This is a genomic window from Hoeflea sp. AS16 (genome assembly GCF_038900095.1).
Taxonomy (GTDB): domain Bacteria; phylum Pseudomonadota; class Alphaproteobacteria; order Rhizobiales; family Rhizobiaceae; genus Hoeflea.
Genome location: NZ_JBBMQQ010000002.1, coordinates 630,207 through 648,152, shown reverse-complemented (window position 1 = coordinate 648,152; position 17,946 = coordinate 630,207). Strand labels below are relative to the sequence as shown.

Sequence of the window (17,946 nt, the reverse complement as noted above, 5' to 3'; positions counted from 1 at the left end):
AGCTTTTTGCGGGCAGACAGGCGGGAAAATTGCTGCTGATCAGTTGCCCGACTGGCGTGTATGGCTGGATTGACCGACCACGGTCAGCTTCCGCGGATTGGCGGACAGCTTGTTCGCCAGCTCGATGAAGGAGCCATGCGGCATCGGTGTGCCGAAGATATAGCCCTGGATGATGTCGGCGCAATTGTTCTCGCTGATCATCACCAGCTGGTCTTCGGTCTCGACGCCTTCGACAACCACTTCGAGCCCGAGTTCGCGCGCCAGGTGCACCACCCCGCGCAGCAGCTTCAGCTTCTTCGGGTCCTTGGTCAGGTCCCGGACAAAGGACCGGTCGATCTTGACCTTGTTGAGCGGCAGCATATCGAGGTAGCTCAGGCTGGAGTATCCAGTACCAAAGTCGTCAATGGCGATCGACATGCCCATAGAGCGGAGCTCCGTCAGGATCTCCCGGGCCGTCTTCAGATCATTCATCAGACCGCTTTCGGTAATCTCCAGCTGCAGCCGGCCGGGCGCCAGATTGGCGCGATCAAGCGCATCAGCGATCACCGAGATGATTCCGCGGTCATTGAGATCATGGGCGGAGAGATTGACCGAGACCTGCAGATTGCCGGGCCAGTTGGCTGAATCCTGCACCGCACGATCAATGACACACCGCGTCAATTCACTGATGATGCCCATTTCCTCGGCAAGAGGAATGTAAACAGCGGGCGATACCGGCCCCAGTTCCGGATGAATCCAGCGCGACAGGGCTTCAGCTCCGACAATCCGGGTGCCCTGCGGATTGAACATCGGCTGGTAGAACAGGTCCATGGCTCCGGTTCGAATAGCTTCACGAAGCGCGGCCTTCATGCCCTGGCGTGCGGAATAACGCTGATCCATGGATTCTTCGAACAGGGTCCACCGGTTCTTGTCGCGGCGCTTGGCCTCGTACAGGGCGAGATCCGCCTGGATGTGCATTTCTTCAAGCTGAAAACCGGCAACCGGTGCCATGACCACACCGCCCGACAGGCTGATGAACAGCTTGTGGCCGTCTATGATGTAGGTGCCGCGCAACGTGTCGATCACATGATCCATGGTCGCATTGAGATCATCGAGGTCTTTCACCTCCGGCAAGAACAGCACGAATTCATCGCCGCCAAAGCGGGAAACAACGAATTTCTGCCGCGACAGCGAACGCAGCCTGTTGGCGATGGCATTCAGCAGCTTGTCGCCGTTTACGTGGCCCATGGAGTCATTGACGTGCTTGAAGTCATCGATATCGAGCACGGCAAGAGCCAGCTGCTGGCCAGGCTTGGCATTGGCAACCTTGATGCCGACAACTTCCTTGAACCACGACCGGTTGGGCAGGTTCGTCAGGTTGTCAAAGCGCGCCATGTGCAGAATGCGCTTTTCGGACTGGATGCGTTCCGACACGTCTTCGAAGATCAGAACCACACCCTTTTCGCCACGATAACGCGCGCTGAACTCGAGCCATGTGTTCTTGTCGAAACGCACAAGCGCGCGGTCATCACGCCCGCTGACAAGGCTTTCGAGATGCTGGTTGATCTGTCCGAAATTTTCCTTGGCGATCACACCATTCCGCGTTCCCAGCCTCAAAGCCGCTTTAAGGGCGCGACCGGTCAGGTCGGTGTTCTTGTCGATGCTGAAGAATTCCCGCGCCTTGCGGTTGGCAACCTCTATCCGTCCATCACCGTCCAGCATGAACAAGCCATGCGACATGTTGTTGAGCGCGGTATCGAACCTTTCGGCAATTTCCGCGGTCTTGCGCTCTGCGGTGACCGAATTGAACAGGAAGTCGCGCACACCGTTCGCCATCGAACGCGTCGTCAGGAACAACGGCAACAGCAGCACAGCAAGAACGATCATGAACGGATCACGCGCCATGAAAAAGCCGGCCATCATCGGCAGGCAGGCAGCAAGAATGATCATGTCGACGTTGAGTTTCGATCCGAAATTGCGCCCGACCACCGAGATCATTGTGGCGATGGTGACCGAGATCGTCGCAAGTTCGGCAAACGGATCCTGCGCCATCACAAGCGCATGGCCGCAGACGGTTCCCAGAATGAAAGCCGCAACCAGTGAACCGGCGACATAGCGCTTTTCCCAGCGAAGCGTGTCAGCCAGCTTGAAAGTGGACTTGTCCTTCCGGTCGAAGCTCATCATGTCGAGGGTTCGCGCGGCCCAGGTAATAAAAAGCGCCAGCGCGGCGTAGAGATAGAACGGATCTTCAATGCGCAGATAGACCGCCAAGGTCGTGACAAGATGCGCCACCATGCCAGCAGCCAGCGTTCCCCGCTTCTGATAAAGCGAGGCGACAAAGGACAGACGGACCTCGTCTGCAAATGTTGTGCTGTCTGCGGGCTGCATGAACACTAATCCGTGAATCTGAGACAGCAACGTATCAGGGGGAGATTAAGAACATATTTATCCCGCCCTGCTTTTGGGCAACAATCTCAACGAATTATCGTTTTTGAATTTTGGATTAACAAGCCGAAAATTAGATAAAGCTAACCTACAACCCAATATCATTCCGCGGCGACAGGAACATCATCTACACCTCCATTATGTAGAGAATGCTTAACGTTTTCTTTATCAGCGAAAACAACTTCATAATTTCGCTTTTTTACATGCCCGTAACCCTTGATTTTCATGGGGTACGATAGAAATGCAGCGACTGCATCACCATTACCTTTCCCCAGAACGCTACTCATCAGCTTCAATTCCTCAATGAAGCCCGACAAGAGTTCACGCTCCATACGCCGTTCCGCGCTATATCCGAACAGGTCGAGGGGAGTTCCGCGCACCACCTTGAGCGCGGAGAGCACAGGAAAGAGCATCGCCATTCCGCGGCCGAACGAGGACTTCACAGGGTTTCCCTTGCTGTCTTTCCGGCCCAGAGCGGGCGGAGCCAGGTGGTACTCCAGCTTGTCATAGCTCTCGAACTGCTTGCCCAGCTGCCGCTTGAAGCTGCCGTCGCTGTAGAGCCGCGCCACCTCGTATTCGTCCTTGATCGCCATCAGCTTGAACAGCGAACGGGCCGCGGCCGCGGACACCGGACCAGCCGCGCCGAACACCCGCTCCTCGGCTTTGACAAGCGGCTGCAGTGTTTCGCGGTACTTGGTTGCCCAGGCCTTGTTCTGGTAGCCCTGCAGGAACTCCGCACGGCGGTCGATGATCTGTGCAACCGTTTCCTCGGCCGCCGCGTCAGTTTCGACAAGCTGATCGGAAACAAGCGCCTGCACCGACTGGGGATCGTGCGCTGCCTTTCTCCCCCACCGGAAGGCGGCGATGTTCATGGCCACCGACTGGCCATTGAGCCGGATGGCTTCTTCAACCGAATCCGGCGTCAGCGGCAATGCACCTTTTTGCGATGCCATTCCCAGCATGAACATGTTGGCCGCGATCGCATTGCCGAACAGCCGAGTCGCGGCAAGCGTGGCATTGAAGAAGCTGGTCTTTTCTGCCCCGGCCGCCTTGACGATGGCCCGCTTCAACCGTTCGGTCGGCAACGAGAAATCCGCATTGCGGGTGAAATCGCCCGGCATGACTTCGCTGGTGTTGACCAGAAACGCCGTTTCGCCTTCACGCACCGAGGTCAGCACCTTTCGCGATCCGGAAACCACCAGGTCACATCCCAGGATCAGGTCGGCCTTGCCGGCGGAAATCCGGATTGCATGGATGTCCTCAGGCTTCCTGGCGATGCGAACGTGTGAAAACACCGCGCCGCCCTTTTGCGCCAGGCCTGCCATGTCGATCATGCCGCAGCCCTTGCCCTCGAGATGCGCCGCCATGCCCAGAATGGCGCCGATCGTAACGACGCCGGTTCCCCCGACACCGTCAATAATCGATGCCCATCCCTGATCCAGCGAAGCAATCTCGGGCTCCGGCAGGCCGGCCAGCGGATCCGGCGCCGACTTGAGCACCGTGGAGTCCGCCTTGCGGATGCGTCCGCCATGCACGGTCACGAACGAAGGACAGAACCCTTCGATGCAGGAGAAATCCTTGTTGCATCCGGATTGATCGATCTTGCGCTTGCGCCCGAACTCGGTTTCGACCGGCTGGATCGACACGCAGTTCGATTTGATGCCGCAATCGCCGCAGCCTTCGCATACCAGTTCGTTGATGAAGACGCGCTTGTCCGGATCGGGATAGGTGCCGCGCTTTCTCCGGCGGCGCTTTTCCGCCGCACAGGTCTGATCGTAGATCAGCACCGTCACACCCGGCACCTCCCGCAGCTCGCGCTGCACGTTATCGAGCTCTGTACGGTGATGAACGCTCATGTTCGGCGGCCAGGCGGTGCCTGCGGGATACCGGTCCGGATCATCGCTGACCAGAGCAATCCGCTCGACACCCTCCGCACGCACCTGGCGTGCAATCGCGTCAGCGGTGAGACCACCTTCATGCGTCTGCCCACCGGTCATAGCAACCGCGTCATTGTAGAGGATCTTGTAGGTAATGTTGGCGCCTGAAGCGATGGCAAAGCGCAGGGCCAGCACACCCGAATGATTGTAGGTACCGTCGCCGAGATTCTGGAAAATATGCTCGCGCGTCGTAAACGGCGCCTGCCCGACCCATTGCGCCCCCTCGCCGCCCATCTGGGTGAAGCCGGTGGTATCACGGTCCATCCACAGCGACATGAAATGGCACCCAATGCCAGCTGCAGCAACAGATCCTTCGGGAACCTTGGTCGACGTGTTGTGCGGGCACCCCGAGCAGAAATAGGGCGTGCGAGACGCCACATCGGAAACGCTTGCCAGCATGCTCTGGAACTGGCGGATGCGCTTGACCTTGGCGTCGATGTCTTCCGCATAGCCAATGACCTTGAGCACCCGCTCACCCACCGCGACGGCAATGTCATTGGGATCAAGCGCGCCCTTGACCGGGAAAAGCCAGTCGCCGCGCTCGTCGCGCTTGCCAACCACAACGGGCTGACGCGCGGTTCCGTAAAGCGCCTCCCGCAGCTGGCTCTCCAGCAGCGACCGCTTCTCCTCGACAACAATCACCATATCGAGGCCATCGACAAATTCGGCCATGTCAGCCAGGTCGAACGGCCACGGGCAAGCAACCTTGAACAGGCGGACGCCGATCTGGCTGGCTCGTTTCTCGTCGATGCCGAGGTCATCCAGCGCCTGCCGCACATCGAGATAGTTCTTGCCAACGGTCAGGATGCCGATCTTGGCGTTTGCACCGCCTGAATAGATGATGCGGTTAAGCCCGTTTGCCCGGATATAGGCGCTCGCGGCATCGCGCTTGTATTCATGAAGCCGCATTTCCTGGCCGAGGAAATCGAGGTCGTTGGCGCGGATGTTGAGCCCACCTGGCGGCACCGCAAATTCCGGCAGGATGATCTTGAGACGATCAAGCCCGGCATCAACCGACGCCGTGGACTCGACATTGTCCTTGACGCATTTGAGCGCTGCCCATGTGCCCGCGAACCGGGACATTGCAAATCCGTGGAGCCCGTAGTCGATCATCTCCTGCACGCCGGCCGGATTGAGGATCGGGATCATGGTGTCGATGAAATTGAATTCGGTCTGGTGCGCGTTGGTCGAGCTTTCCGCCGTATGGTCGTCGCCCATCAGCGCCAGGACACCGCCATGTTTGGACGACCCGGCCAGGTTGGCGTGGCGGAACACGTCGCCCGAACGGTCAACGCCCGGCCCCTTGCCGTACCAGAGGGCAAACACCCCGTCATACTTGCCTGTTCCGTCCAGGCCCGACTGCTGCGTTCCCCAACAGGCTGTCGCAGCCAGCTCTTCGTTCAATCCGGGCTGAAACACGATGTTGTGCTCGCTCAGGGAGCTCTGTGCACGCATGATCTGCTGGTCGAGGCCACCCAGCGGCGAACCACGATAACCGGAGACAAAGCCCGCTGTGTTCAGCCCGGCGAGACGGTCCCGCTCCTGCTGCATCATCAAAAGGCGAACGACAGCTTGTGATCCGGTGACAAAAATCCGGTCCTTGGTCAGGTCAAATTTGTCGTCGAGCGAAACATCATGCACTGTCATTTACAGCCTCCTCAAGCCATTCAGTCCCGGATCAGGACGGGTCCCGGACCGATCACAGGCACTCTCCCAACCCGTGATCCCGGCCATGATATTTGTGCCAGTCGGGGCGCCGGTCAATCGATTTCATGGCTCATTCCGGACTGCGCAATCAGATGGTTGGCAACCGGCACGAAACGAAATTATCTGTCGCCGGAAGTGCCCGGCGCGACCGATTCAGCGCCCTATGGAATGGCCGCCATCAACGATAATCGAACTGCCGGTCATGTAAGCGCTCGCCTTTGATGCAAGCAGCAGCACGACACCATCGAGATCATGCATGTTGCCAAGCCGCCCGGTGGGATTCTGACCGGCCATCACCTTGGCACCCGGTCCCTTGAGAAACGGCGCCGTCAAACTTGTTTCAAACCAGCCCGGCCGAATTTCGTTGACCCTGATTCCGTGCTTGGCCCATTCCAGCGCCAGACATCGCGTCATCTGGCTGACCGCGGCCTTTGATGCACCATAGGCCGACACCTGGCGCTGCGGCATTTCGGACAGAACACTGGAAATATTGATGATCGAACCGCCCCTATCATCACGAATCATGCGCCTGGCAGCCTCCTGCGCAACCATGAACGCTCCCTCGACATTGACCGACATGACGTTGCGGAGCGTCTCCCGCGTCAGCCGGGTCGCTTTGTCGCGGTGAGCAATTCCTGCGTTGTTGATCAGAACGCCGACCGGCCCAAGCTTAGCCTCGATGCGGTCAAAGGCGTCGCAGATCGTATCGTCCCGGCGCACGTCCATCGGTATGGAAATGGCCTCTGCCCCCAGCTCAGCCAAGGCGTCCACACCCGCCTGCAAACTGTCGGGGTCATTGCCTGCAAGAGCCAGCTTCGCGCCATTGAGCGCCAGCGTCCGCGCCATGGCAAATCCGATTCCGGTGCCACCGCCGGTCACAAGTACAATTTCGCCAGAAATATCGAACAACTCGCTTGCTTGCACCATTGACCTCTTTTAATGCACCTACCAATGGGTATAGCCGCAGTCATCGATCAGCGCCACTACCGGGCGTCCGGCTAACTGGTAAAGTTAATGCACCACTCGTTGCGTTTTATGTCTTTTTCCTGATATGGGCTGGCGCAACATCATGCAAATGATATGGATGGTGCTAATGGGAACCATGGTTGATCACACTCCGAAAAACCGGGGGTGATATGACCGGGAGGGCAATATGGGAAGTCTTTTGGCGTTGAGCCGGTTTATCGACCGGATCAACGAATTTGTTGGACGCAATGTGTCCTGGCTGGTTTTGGCCGCGGTGCTGATCAGCGCCGGAAATGCAACAATCCGCAAAGTGTTCGACATGTCGTCGAATGCCTGGCTGGAAGTTCAGTGGTACCTGTTCGGCGCGGTCTTCATGCTCGCCGCAGGCTATACATTGCGCAAGAACGAGCATGTTCGCATTGACGTAATCGCGGGCAATCTCTCCAAGCGGACACGTGACTGGATCGACCTTTTTGGCCACTTCCTGTTCCTGCTTCCCTTCTGCCTGATGATGACCTATCTGGCATGGCCGTTCTTCTGGCGCTCGTTCCAGTCCGGCGAAATGTCCAGCAACGCCGGCGGCCTCATCATCTGGCCGGCCAAGGCAAGCATCCTTCTGGGCTTCATTTTGCTGACGGCCCAGGCTTTCTCCGAAATCATCAAGCGCATCGCCATCATCCGGGGCCTGCTCGAAGAAGAAATCGGGCATGATCATTCCATGCCACCCCAAGTCGAGGCAGCCTCCGACATGAAGGGCCGCGCCGATGCTTGATCTTATTGCTCACAACCTCGCACCGATCATGTTCATCACCGTCATGGCGATGCTGCTGATCGGTTACCCGGTTGCCTTCACTCTCGCCGCCGGCGGCATGTATTTCTTTGTAGCCGGTGTTGAACTGAGCCATATTTCGCCGGAAATCCGGCTGTTCTGGCCCCTCGCTCAGGCCAACATGAACCGCGTCTTCGACGTCATGCGCAACGACACCTTGCTGGCGATTCCGTTCTTCACCTTCATGGGGCTGATTCTCGAGCGCTCGCGCATGGCAGAAGATCTGCTCGATACCATTGGCCAGCTCTTCGGAACCATGCGCGGCGGCTTGGCCTTTGCTGTTATCATCGTCGGAGCCCTGCTTGCGGCCACCACCGGCGTCGTCGCCGCATCCGTGATCGCTATGGGCCTGATCTCGCTGCCGATCATGATGCGCTACAACTACCATCCCGGCCTCGCAGCCGGCACGATTGCCGCATCCGGAACGCTCGCACAGATCATTCCGCCGTCTCTCGTCCTGATCGTCATGGCCGACCAGCTCGGCCGCTCGGTCGGCGACATGTATGTCGGTGCCTTTTTCCCGGCGCTGATCATTGTCGGCATGTATTGCGCCTACATATTCGCCATCACCCTGATCAAGCCGCAATGGGTGCCTGCCCTGCCGCCCGAAGCGCGCCCGCTCGGCAATGGTGGCCGTTCGCTCTTCATCATCATTGGTCTGGCGATCGCCCTGTTCTTCATCTGCGATTACTTTGTCTTCGATGAACTGCGCTATGAAACACGAGTGGTCTGGTCTGCCCTGGTTGCCACGCTCGTTCCCTACGGGTTTGCACTGCTCAACCGCGCCAGGAACCTGGGCTACCTGTCGAAAATGGCCGAACAGGTCGTCATCGTCCTGATCCCGCCGCTTGCGCTGATCTTCCTGGTTCTCGGAACGATCTTCCTTGGCATCGCAACACCGACCGAAGGTGGCGCCATGGGGGCGACCGGCGCGCTGATCATGTCGATCATGAAAGGCCGATTGGACAGGAGAACACTTCTCCAGGCGCTCGATTCCACCGCAAAACTCGCAACCTTCGTGATGTTCATCCTGATCGGCGCGCGCGTTTTCGCTCTGACCTTCTACGGCATCTCAGGTGACCGCTGGGTGGAAGAGCTTCTGCTGGCGCTGCCAGGCGGAGAAGTCGGCTTCCTGATCACCGTCTCGATCGTCGTGTTCATTCTGGGATGCTTCCTCGACTTCTTCGAGATCGCCTTCATCATGGTGCCGCTGCTGGCCCCGGTTGCCGAAAAGCTGGGCATCGACCTGATCTGGTTCGGCGTGCTGCTCGGGTTCAACCTGCAGGCAAGCTTCCTGACGCCACCCTTTGGTTTCGCGCTCTTCTACCTGCGATCTGTCGCGCCGATCAAAGCCTGGCATGATGAAACCACGGACCGGATGATCGAGCCGATTTCGACGAAATCGATCTACACCGGAACCCTGCCCTTCATCATCATCCAGGTTGTCATGCTCGGCATCCTGATCGCCTTCCCGGGCCTTGTGACGCACTACAAGACCGATCCGGTGATCATGAACCAGAGCGACATCGATCAGGAGATCAACAATATCGGCGGCGGTGGATTTGGTCTGCCCGGCACCGGCCTCAGCCTGGGTGGCGGCCTCAGCCTGCCGGGAACGCCGGATCTTGGCGAACCGGGAAGCGATGGCATGCCGGCAATGCCTGGTCTCGGAGAGCCAGCCTCGGGCGGAGCCCTGCCGGCCCCTGGCGGATTGCCCGCTCCGGGCGGCGCATCCGGACTGCCAAACTTCGATTGAACCGACAGAGTTCTGAAAACCCGGCGGGCTCCACCCGCCGGGCTTTTTCATGCGCTCAGGCTGCTGCCCACGTCCCTGAAGCAAAGGCCTCGGGAGAGGCAACACACGGTCAATTCCGTTCCCGGAACGCTCCACGCTGAATGGCTGCATTCAATGCGGTGACAGTTCGACACGGTGTGCCGCGTCCCCCCCACCGCCTCTCCCTCCCGAGCTCGGGGAATGCGAACTTGCCTCGTTTGCCCTGCCTGTCTGGCCAGCCGGCATGACTTTGGTTGCTACGCAGGGTCAGCCAGCCCGTCACCGCTTATTTACCGCACGAAAAAGCCCCGGAGCTTTTCAGCTCCGGGGCCTTGTAGGTTCAGCGTTAAGGCTGGCTCTCTTAGAGCTTGCCGCCGCGCTGCTGGATCATCATGAAGGTGTCCATGTTGTATTCCGACAGCTGGAACCAGAGGTAGCCGTCACCACGGTAGCCCATGTAGCTGTCGTGGATCTTCTTGAACTTGGCGTTCTCGGCGCCGATTTCAGCATAGACCTTGTTGGCTGCATTGAAGCAGGCTTCCAGGATCTCGAGGCTGTACGGACGGAGCTTGGTGCCTTCGGATACCAGCTTCTTCAGGGCTGCCGGGTTCAACGTGTCGTAACGAGCCATCATCACGGAGTTGGCGAGTGCCGAAGCCGACTTGACCACGCCCTTGTAGGCGCTCGGAAGTTCGTTCCACTTGTCGAGGTTGATCAGGTTCATCAGCGTCACGCCGCCTTCCCACCAACCAGGATAGTAGTAGTAAGGAGCAACCTTGTTGAAGCCCAGCTTGGAGTCGTCGTAAGGGCCGACAAACTCGGCCGCATCGATGGTGCCCTTTTCAAGCGCAGCATAGATGTCGCCACCCGGAATGTTCTGCGGCACAACGCCGACTTCCTGGATGATGCGTCCGCCGAAACCGCCGATGCGGAACTTCAGGCCCTGCATGTCGGCAACGGTGTTGATTTCCTTGCGGAACCAACCGCCCATCTGGGCGCCGGTGTTACCAGCAGGGAAAGCAATCATGTTGTTGTCGGCATAGAATTCGTTGTTGAGCAGGTCCAGCCCGCCGCCTTCGTAGAGCCAGCCATTGGTCATGCGCTGGTTGAGGCCGAAGGGAACGCCGGTTCCGAATGCCCAGGTCGGGTCCTTGCCGAAGAAGTAGTACGAAGCGGTATGCGCCATTTCGATGGTGCCGTCGCGAACCGCGTCAGCGCCTTCAAGCGCGCCGACAATCTCGCCAGCGCCATAGGTCTGGATTTCAAAATTGCCATCAGTAGCTTCGGAAACAGCCTGTGCGAAAACTTCCGCAGCGCCGTAAATGGTGTCAAGCGCCTTCGGGAATCCCGAAGAGCAACGCCAAGTGATTTTCGGCATTGTCTGCGCAATGGCCGGTGCAGCCAGAGTTGTTGCCGCGGCAGCGCCTGCGCCGGCCACCCCAGCCTTTTTGATAAAGGAACGACGATCCATAAAAACCTCCCAGTTGAAGTAACGCCGCGAGGCAAGGGATTTTCTTTACCAATTGCACCCCAGCGACATGAGGTTGACCTAACCATGTTGCGGCAGGCCTTTCAAGCGAAAGAGGGCAATTTTGGCCACAATGGTCAATTTTTGTTGCCAGTTGCAGGTCGATCGAAGTCGAGTAAAAATATTCTTAATTTTCATGACCCAATCGGGTCACCGCAGAATTGACAACGATCCCATGAAACGCAAAAACCATGCACTCGGTGTCGCGCAACCGCGAACGGCAAAATCAAGGGAATCGGGCGATGCACAGTGGACTAGTCGCAATACCGGCAGATATCCGCGAATTCGACGGATACACTTGGCACGCTGCCCCTGACCAGTACATCATGGCTGCCGTGAAGGGATCGAATGTCCTGCCGCTGATTGTTCCTGCACTGGCGGAAGGAACGGATGTCGACATGGTACTCGATCGCGTCGACGGCGTGCTGATCAGCGGATCCCGGACCAATGTTCACCCCTCCAATTACGGAGAGGAAGAAACCGAGCATCACGGTCCGTTTGATCCCGCCCGCGATCTGCTAAGTATGTCCCTCATCCGCCGGACTATTGAACGCGGCATTCCGTTGTTGGCCATCTGCCGCGGCATTCAGGAACTCAATGTCGCGCTCGGCGGCTCTCTTGCCACCGAGATCCAGGAGCTTCCGGGACGGATTGATCACCGCAAGCCCGAAACTGAAGACAGGGACAAGGCGTTTGCCATCCGCCATTCCATCCAGGTCCGGGAAGGAAGCTGTCTCGCCTCCATCGTCGGCGAGGGTGAGGTGAACGTCAATTCGCTGCACCGTCAGGCGATTTCAGAACTTGCCCCCCGGCTGGCAGTGGAAGCCGTTGCCGAAGACGGCACAGTAGAGGCCGTCAGCGTTATTGGCGCAACGGGCTTTGCCATCGGCGTACAATGGCATCCGGAATACTGGGTCGGCAACGACGAGATCTCCGACAAGATCTTTGCGGCCTTTGGCGAGGCCGTCCGTGCCCGCCACGCCCTTCCTGCCGCAGCCGCCGAATAAGGCCAGACTGCACCACGCCATCCAATGGCCTCTGTGATAATCCCCGTCAGGCGGGTTTGCGGTCAAAACTGGCGCATTCGGGAACCGGCGTCAGCGCCGGCTTTCCGGCAAGCCAAGCCGCCAGATTGTTGACTACCAGATCCGCCATCGCATTGCGCGTGGACAGCGATGCCGACGCCACATGCGGTAGCAGGCACGTGTTGGGCAGGTCGATGAGCGCCTGCGGCACATGCGGCTCGCGTGCGAACACATCAAGCCCTGCCGCGGCAATCCTGCGGTCCGAGAGCGCCTCGATCAATGCCGGCTCGTCAATCGTCGTGCCCCGCCCGACGCTGATCAGCACACCCTGCGGGCCAAGCGCATCCAGAACCTCGGCATTCACAGCCTTTTCGGTCGCCGCACCCCCCGGAACGACCACGATCAGGGTGTCGACCGCGGCGGCCATGTCGATCAGCCGCGCGTGCCACGGATAGGCCACGTCCGTCCGCTTGTTCCTTGTGTGGTAATGGATCGGCAGGCCAAAGGCTTCCAGCCTCCGTGCGATGGCCAGGCCGATGCGCCCGAGCCCGAAGATGCCGACGGTCCGGCCTCTCAGGCTGAGCGATGTCAGCGGGTAAGCGCCCTCGCGCTCCCATCTGCCCGCTCTAAGGTAAGCCTCGGCTTTCGGAAGCTCGCGCACCGTGTTGAGCAGCAACCCGACGGTGGTGTCCGCAACTTCATCCGACAGCACATCCGGCGTGTTTGTCACCATGACCTGACGTGTTGCGGCATGGGCGGCATCGACTGAATCGTATCCCACGCCAAAATTGGCGATCACTTCCAGGTTCGGCAACAGGTCGATGAAGTCTGCCGAAATCGCGGTCGCGGCAGCCATGCCACGAATGCGAGAGCGGGCATCCTCATCCAGAAGCGCACGGTCCGCGGTCTCTATCGAAATGGCGTCGAAATCGGCTTCAACCCGTTCCCGGACCCGCGGATGAACCTTGCCGGCAAGAAGGACGGTCGGACGTGAAGCGCTCATCGGCCTGCTCCCGGATTGAGTGGCGAGGTTGATTGCCGGATCCGCATCTCCGGCTTGATCAGATGAAGCCCGTCGGCCTCGCTTGAGCCGTTGAGCTTGTCGAGCAGGGCCCGCGCGGCAAAACGGCCGACTTCCGATTGTCCGTTCCAGACAGTGGTCAGGGCCGGAGTGGCGATTGCCGCCTCCTCGAGGTCATCATATCCGGTCACCGATATATCCTTTCCGGGCACCAGCCCCGCACGCGCTATGCCGTTCATCAGGCCAATGGCCACAAGATCGTTCCAGCAGACCGCAGCAGTGGGCTTCAGGGGATTGGCGAGAAAATTCACCGCCGCTTCGAAGCCGCTCTGCTTGGTTCGCGGCCCGGGTATCCTCAGTTGCGGATCCACCTCAAGCCCGGCCTTTTTCAGTGCATTGGCATATCCCGCATAGCGGTCGCGGCCCGTCGAAGTGTGGTCCGTGCCGCCGATCATGGCGATGCGGGTGTGACCGAGGCTGATCAGGTGATTGGTCGCAAGCGCCGTTCCGTAGGCATCGTCGCCGCGGAAGGTCGGCACGTCGATCTCCGGCACCGAACGGGCGATCAGGATCGCCGGCATGCCGTTATCCTCGGCCAGCCGGATATCGGAGGCTGGCGTTCCGATCGCCGGCGACATGATTACGCCGTCACCGCCAAGCTGCAGCAGCGTCTCGATGAAATTGCGTTGCTTGTCGACCGAATCATAGTGATTGGAGAGGATGAAGGTCTGCCGGCTCCGGTCGAGTTCGGTCTCGATCGCCTTGAGGATTTCGGCATAAAACGGGTTCATGATGTCGTGCACCACCACCCCGATGATGCCCGACCGGGAGGTCCGGAGCGAAGCCGCGCGCCGGTTGTAGATATAGCCAAGCTCGATGGCTTTTTCCTTGATCCGGTCCCGCGTCACATCCGCGACCAGCGGACTGTCGCGCAATGCGAGAGAAACGGTTGCTGTCGAGAGGCCCAGGGCCTCTGCAATCGTCGAAAGCTTAATCTTCTGCGCCAAGTTGCGGTTCCCTCTGGCGGAGCATAGCGCTCCGATTCAAACAATTAAACAAATCTAAAAGGTTTAAACCAGACTGGCAATCAGGCAGCGCCTTCTGCGTTGTCGTCGGCCACCGCAAGCCCTTCGACCAGCGGTTGCCCTGCACCGGTGGAGGCGGCCGTGCCGGATGCCGAGACCATATCTGATCGCAAAGACTCCGAGATATTCGCATCCACGGTTGAAAGAAGCTTGAGAAGCTCCGCGACCTGCTTTTTCTTCAACCCGGCAAAGGCCGCCTTTTCGGTCTTGCGCTGGGATTTCCGGATGGACTTGATCTGGTCACGCCCCGCCTCGGTCAGGAATACCAGCATCATCCGCCCGTCGTCGGGCGAACCTTCGCGCCGCAGGAATCCCTGGGCGGCAAGGCGGCCTATGGTCTTGGTCACGGTCGGTGCCTTGACCCCGAGCGAAGTCGCGATGGCGCCCGGCGTCTGGCCATCCTTGGCATCAAGCGCCAGCATAACCCCGTCCTGACCGGCATAGAGCCCCAGATCGAGCAGATGCCGCGACAGCGCCGTCCGCGCATTGCGCGCCACCTGGGTAATCATCAGGAGCGCGTCTGCATGATCGCGCTTCTTCGCCTTCTTGCTCTTGGCCTTCTTTTTGGCGGACATGGACAGCTCCTTCTTGCGGCCTTCGTTCCATCACCCTACGGTTCAGACACTAAAGATGCCTGATCGGAATAACCACCCTATGCCCCAACAACCCGTACCGATTGCCATACTCCCTCTGGGGGCCCATGAGCAGCATGGTCCGCACCTTCCGTTCGAGACCGATGCACTGATCGCACAGGAGGTGGCCGGGCGGCTACGTGATACGGCCTCCGCCAGCATCAAGCCCGAGCTATTGCCGGTCGAACCCGTCGGCTATTCTATCGAGCACATGGATGTGTCAGGCACGCGAACACTTCGCTTCGACGAAGCAATCAACCGCTGGATCGAAATCGCCGGGAGTTGTGCCGCCCGCGGGGTTCGGTGCCTCATGCTGCTCAATGCGCATGGCGGCAACTCGCCGCTGCTGACGATTGTAGCAACCGAGGCGCGGGTCCGCTTCAACATGCTGGTGGTTGCCACAAGCTGGACCCGGTTTGGCGTCCCTGCCGAAATCATTCCACCCGAAGACAAGGCCTTCGACATCCATGCAGGCGATATCGAAACCTCGGTGATGCTGGCCATCCGCCCGGATCTGGTCCGGCTCGACGCGCTTCAGGATTTCCCGTCACGCCAGGCGGACTACGCCCGGCGGTTTACCCATTTGCGCGCCTACGGTCCGCATGCTTTCGGCTGGAAGATGTCGGATCTCAACCCGCAGGGCGCAGCCGGCAACGCAAGCCAGGCTTCCGCCGAAAAAGGCGAAGCAATCCTGGCTCACGCGGTGAAGGGATTGAGCCAGTTGCTCACTGACATGGCCGGGTTCGATGTAGATGAACTGAAGTAGACTTGACCGGCTGAGTTTCCCAAATCAGTGTTGCATACCTATCCGGCAGCCATGTGCCGGGTACACCAGAGGTATTCGTGCCGAATTCAGGTGGGTTTTTGGGCTCCCTGGTGGCGAAACTGAGGATTAGCAATGAAAAATGTTGATATCCTTGTGATTGGCGCAGGTCTGGCAGGCCTGACACTGGCGCGCGAATTGTCCGGCCGCCCGGAGAAGGTTGTGATCCTGGAAAAATCGAAATCCCCCGGCGGGCGGCTGTCGTGCCGTCGCAGCGACAACGGAAATTTCGATCATGGCGCGCAATACCTGACCAGCCGCACAGCCGGCTTTACCGCAGTGCTCAATCAACTCGCGCAAAGCGACGAACTGGCGCCATGGAACCCCAGCGGAAAGGACAGCGCCCGTCCGTGGTGGGTTGGCCAGCCCGACATGTCGGCGACCGGCAAAGCCATGGCTCAGGGACTCGATATCAGGCTGGAAACACGGGTGACCAGGATTGCAAGGAAGAATGACAAGTTCCTCGTCTACACGCAAAATCTCGTCGGAGCAGAAGCGGTTTACACGGCCTCCATGGTCATTGCGGCAATTCCCGCTCCCCAGGCCCTCGATCTGCTCACGCCGCTTGATCCGGCATTCGTGAAACTGCAGCATGTCACCATGGCTCCGTGCTGGTCTGCCATGCTGGCGTTTGACACCCATTTGGAAGGGGTACCGGACCTGTTGCGTGGTCAGGATGCCGAGCTGCTTTCGCTGATTGCCCGCAACGGCTCAAAGCCTGGACGAACCGGTGAAACCTTTGTGCTGCATGCAACACCGCAGTGGAGCCGCACTCACATCGAACGTGATCGCGAGGCTGTGAAATCCGCCATGTTGAGCGCCTTGCGCGAACAGACCGGACTTGGCGGAAACCTGCCCGATCCGGTCTGCTTCGAGGTTCACCGCTGGCTCTACGCCCTGGTGGAAACACCACTGGACCAGCCCTTTCTCGGCAACCAGCAGAACACCCTGTTTGCCTGTGGCGACTGGTGCATCGGCGCCCGTGCCGAAGCCGCGCACCAATCGGGGCAGGCCCTGGCGCATCACATCATGTCCTTGTGAGTGGCATAAGCCAGGCGAAACGCCTATATGGGGTCAAACACACCTTCCTGACTGAGAGATCCTATGAGCGAAGCGCCAGTTTCCACCCCCGTGGCCCCCATTCCCGTGACCGTACTGACCGGTTATCTGGGCTCCGGAAAGACCACATTGCTCAACCGCATTCTCTCCGAGCCGCATGGCAAGCGCTATGCGGTGATCGTCAATGAATTCGGTGAAATCGGCATCGACAATGATCTGATCGTGGAATCCGACGAGGAAATCTACGAGATGAACAACGGCTGCGTCTGCTGCACCGTGCGCGGCGATCTTATCCGCGTCGTCGAAGGCCTCATGCGCCGCCCCGGCCGGTTCGACGCCATCATCGTCGAAACCACCGGTCTGGCCGATCCTGTGCCGGTCGCCCAGACCTTTTTCATGGACGAGGACGTCCGCGCCAAGACCCGGCTCGACGCCGTCGTGGCCCTGGTGGATGCAAGGCATCTGCCGGCGCGCCTCAAGGACAGCCGCGAAGCCGAGGACCAGATCGCCTTTGCCGACGTGGTGATCCTGAACAAGACCGACCTGGTGTCACCCGAAGAGCTCGAATCCGTCGAACGCACCGTGCGGGCAATCAATCCGTCAGCCCGGATTCACCGCACCGAACGGGCTGCGGTACCGCTTGATGCCGTGCTTGACCGGGGTGCATTCGATCTCAGCCGCGCGCTTGAGAATGATCCGCATTTCCTCGATCACGATCATCCGGATCATGCCTGCGGCCCTGATTGCGATCATGATCACGACCATCATCACCACGGGCATGACCATGATCATCATGACCACAGCCACCATGATCACGCCTCGCCGTCCGTTATCCACGACCTGACCATCGAATCCATCTCGCTGCGCGCCGGGCCACTCAACCCGAAGCGGTTTTTCCCGTGGATCGAGAAGATCACCCAGCTTGAAGGACCGAATATCCTCAGGCTCAAGGGTATCATTGCTTTCGAGGACGATGCCGACCGTTACGTGATCCAGGGCGTGCACATGATTGTCGAGGGTGATCATCAACGGCCATGGAAAGAGGATGAAAAGCGCGAAAGCCGCATCGTCTTTATCGGCAGGAACCTGGACCGCGAGAAGCTCGAGCGGACTTTCCTCGCCTGCCAAGCCTGAGG

At 59.3% G+C, this 17,946-nt stretch carries 13 protein-coding genes; 6 read left to right on the top strand and 7 right to left on the bottom strand.

The window, feature by feature from the left end; genetic code table 11:
- Positions 1 to 39 precede the first annotated feature (39 nt).
- The 3 genes from WNY80_RS08420 to WNY80_RS08410 all read right to left on the bottom strand — a co-directional run bounded on the left by WNY80_RS08420 (position 40) and on the right by WNY80_RS08410 (position 6,992).
- The gene (locus tag WNY80_RS08420; RefSeq protein ID WP_342886894.1) at positions 40 to 2,367 is read right to left on the bottom strand and encodes an EAL domain-containing protein; all 2,328 of its coding nucleotides are present in this window, start codon (positions 2,365 to 2,367) and stop codon (positions 40 to 42) included.
- Between the two features lie 158 nt (positions 2,368 to 2,525).
- Positions 2,526 to 6,008, bottom strand: coding sequence for an indolepyruvate ferredoxin oxidoreductase family protein (locus WNY80_RS08415; RefSeq protein ID WP_342886893.1), 3,483 nt, complete (start codon positions 6,006 to 6,008; stop codon positions 2,526 to 2,528).
- Positions 6,009 to 6,221: 213 nt separating this feature from the next.
- On the bottom strand, positions 6,222 to 6,992 hold the full coding sequence (locus WNY80_RS08410) for an SDR family oxidoreductase (RefSeq protein ID WP_342886951.1): 771 nt from the start codon (positions 6,990 to 6,992) through the stop codon (positions 6,222 to 6,224).
- A gap of 229 nt (positions 6,993 to 7,221) precedes the next feature.
- Here WNY80_RS08410 and WNY80_RS08405 point away from each other — a divergent pair, with 229 nt between their 5' ends.
- Both WNY80_RS08405 and WNY80_RS08400 read left to right on the top strand, forming a co-directional pair.
- Positions 7,222 to 7,806, top strand: coding sequence for a TRAP transporter small permease subunit (locus WNY80_RS08405; protein ID WP_342886892.1), 585 nt, complete (start codon positions 7,222 to 7,224; stop codon positions 7,804 to 7,806).
- The gene (locus WNY80_RS08400; RefSeq protein WP_342886891.1) at positions 7,799 to 9,619 is read left to right on the top strand and encodes a TRAP transporter large permease subunit; all 1,821 of its coding nucleotides are present in this window, start codon (positions 7,799 to 7,801) and stop codon (positions 9,617 to 9,619) included. The genes WNY80_RS08405 and WNY80_RS08400 overlap by 8 nt, the downstream gene beginning before the upstream one ends.
- Positions 9,620 to 9,998: 379 nt before the next feature.
- Here WNY80_RS08400 and WNY80_RS08395 read toward each other — a convergent pair whose 3' ends face one another.
- Positions 9,999 to 11,108, bottom strand: coding sequence for a TRAP transporter substrate-binding protein (locus tag WNY80_RS08395; RefSeq protein ID WP_342886890.1), 1,110 nt, complete (start codon positions 11,106 to 11,108; stop codon positions 9,999 to 10,001).
- A gap of 299 nt (positions 11,109 to 11,407) precedes the next feature.
- Between WNY80_RS08395 and WNY80_RS08390 the strand changes: the two genes are divergently transcribed.
- Positions 11,408 to 12,172: a gamma-glutamyl-gamma-aminobutyrate hydrolase family protein gene (locus WNY80_RS08390; protein WP_342886889.1), complete on the top strand. Its 765-nt coding sequence runs from the start codon at positions 11,408 to 11,410 to the stop codon at positions 12,170 to 12,172.
- 46 nt (positions 12,173 to 12,218) lie between these two features.
- Here the strand turns inward: WNY80_RS08390 and WNY80_RS08385 are convergent, their stop codons facing one another.
- The 3 genes from WNY80_RS08385 to WNY80_RS08375 form a co-directional block, all read right to left on the bottom strand.
- Positions 12,219 to 13,193 carry a 2-hydroxyacid dehydrogenase gene (locus tag WNY80_RS08385; RefSeq protein ID WP_342886888.1) on the bottom strand — a complete coding sequence of 325 codons (975 nt, stop codon included), beginning with the start codon at positions 13,191 to 13,193 and terminating at the stop codon, positions 12,219 to 12,221.
- On the bottom strand, positions 13,190 to 14,218 hold the full coding sequence (locus WNY80_RS08380; RefSeq protein ID WP_342886887.1) for a LacI family DNA-binding transcriptional regulator: 1,029 nt from the start codon (positions 14,216 to 14,218) through the stop codon (positions 13,190 to 13,192). The genes WNY80_RS08385 and WNY80_RS08380 overlap by 4 nt, the downstream gene beginning before the upstream one ends.
- Before the next feature lie 80 nt (positions 14,219 to 14,298).
- Positions 14,299 to 14,877: a MarR family transcriptional regulator gene (locus WNY80_RS08375; RefSeq protein ID WP_342886950.1), complete on the bottom strand. Its 579-nt coding sequence runs from the start codon at positions 14,875 to 14,877 to the stop codon at positions 14,299 to 14,301.
- Positions 14,878 to 14,950: 73 nt separating this feature from the next.
- Between WNY80_RS08375 and WNY80_RS08370 the strand changes: the two genes are divergently transcribed.
- From WNY80_RS08370 to WNY80_RS08360, 3 genes are all read left to right on the top strand, one after another.
- On the top strand, positions 14,951 to 15,694 hold the full coding sequence (locus WNY80_RS08370) for a creatininase family protein (protein WP_342886886.1): 744 nt from the start codon (positions 14,951 to 14,953) through the stop codon (positions 15,692 to 15,694).
- Between the two features lie 132 nt (positions 15,695 to 15,826).
- Positions 15,827 to 16,792, top strand: a complete 966-nt coding sequence (locus WNY80_RS08365) for an FAD-dependent oxidoreductase (RefSeq protein ID WP_342886885.1) — start codon at positions 15,827 to 15,829, stop codon at positions 16,790 to 16,792.
- 63 nt (positions 16,793 to 16,855) lie between these two features.
- A complete protein-coding gene (locus WNY80_RS08360; RefSeq protein ID WP_342886884.1) occupies positions 16,856 to 17,944 on the top strand; it encodes a GTP-binding protein in 1,089 nt (362 codons plus the stop codon).
- Positions 17,945 to 17,946 lie beyond the last annotated feature (2 nt).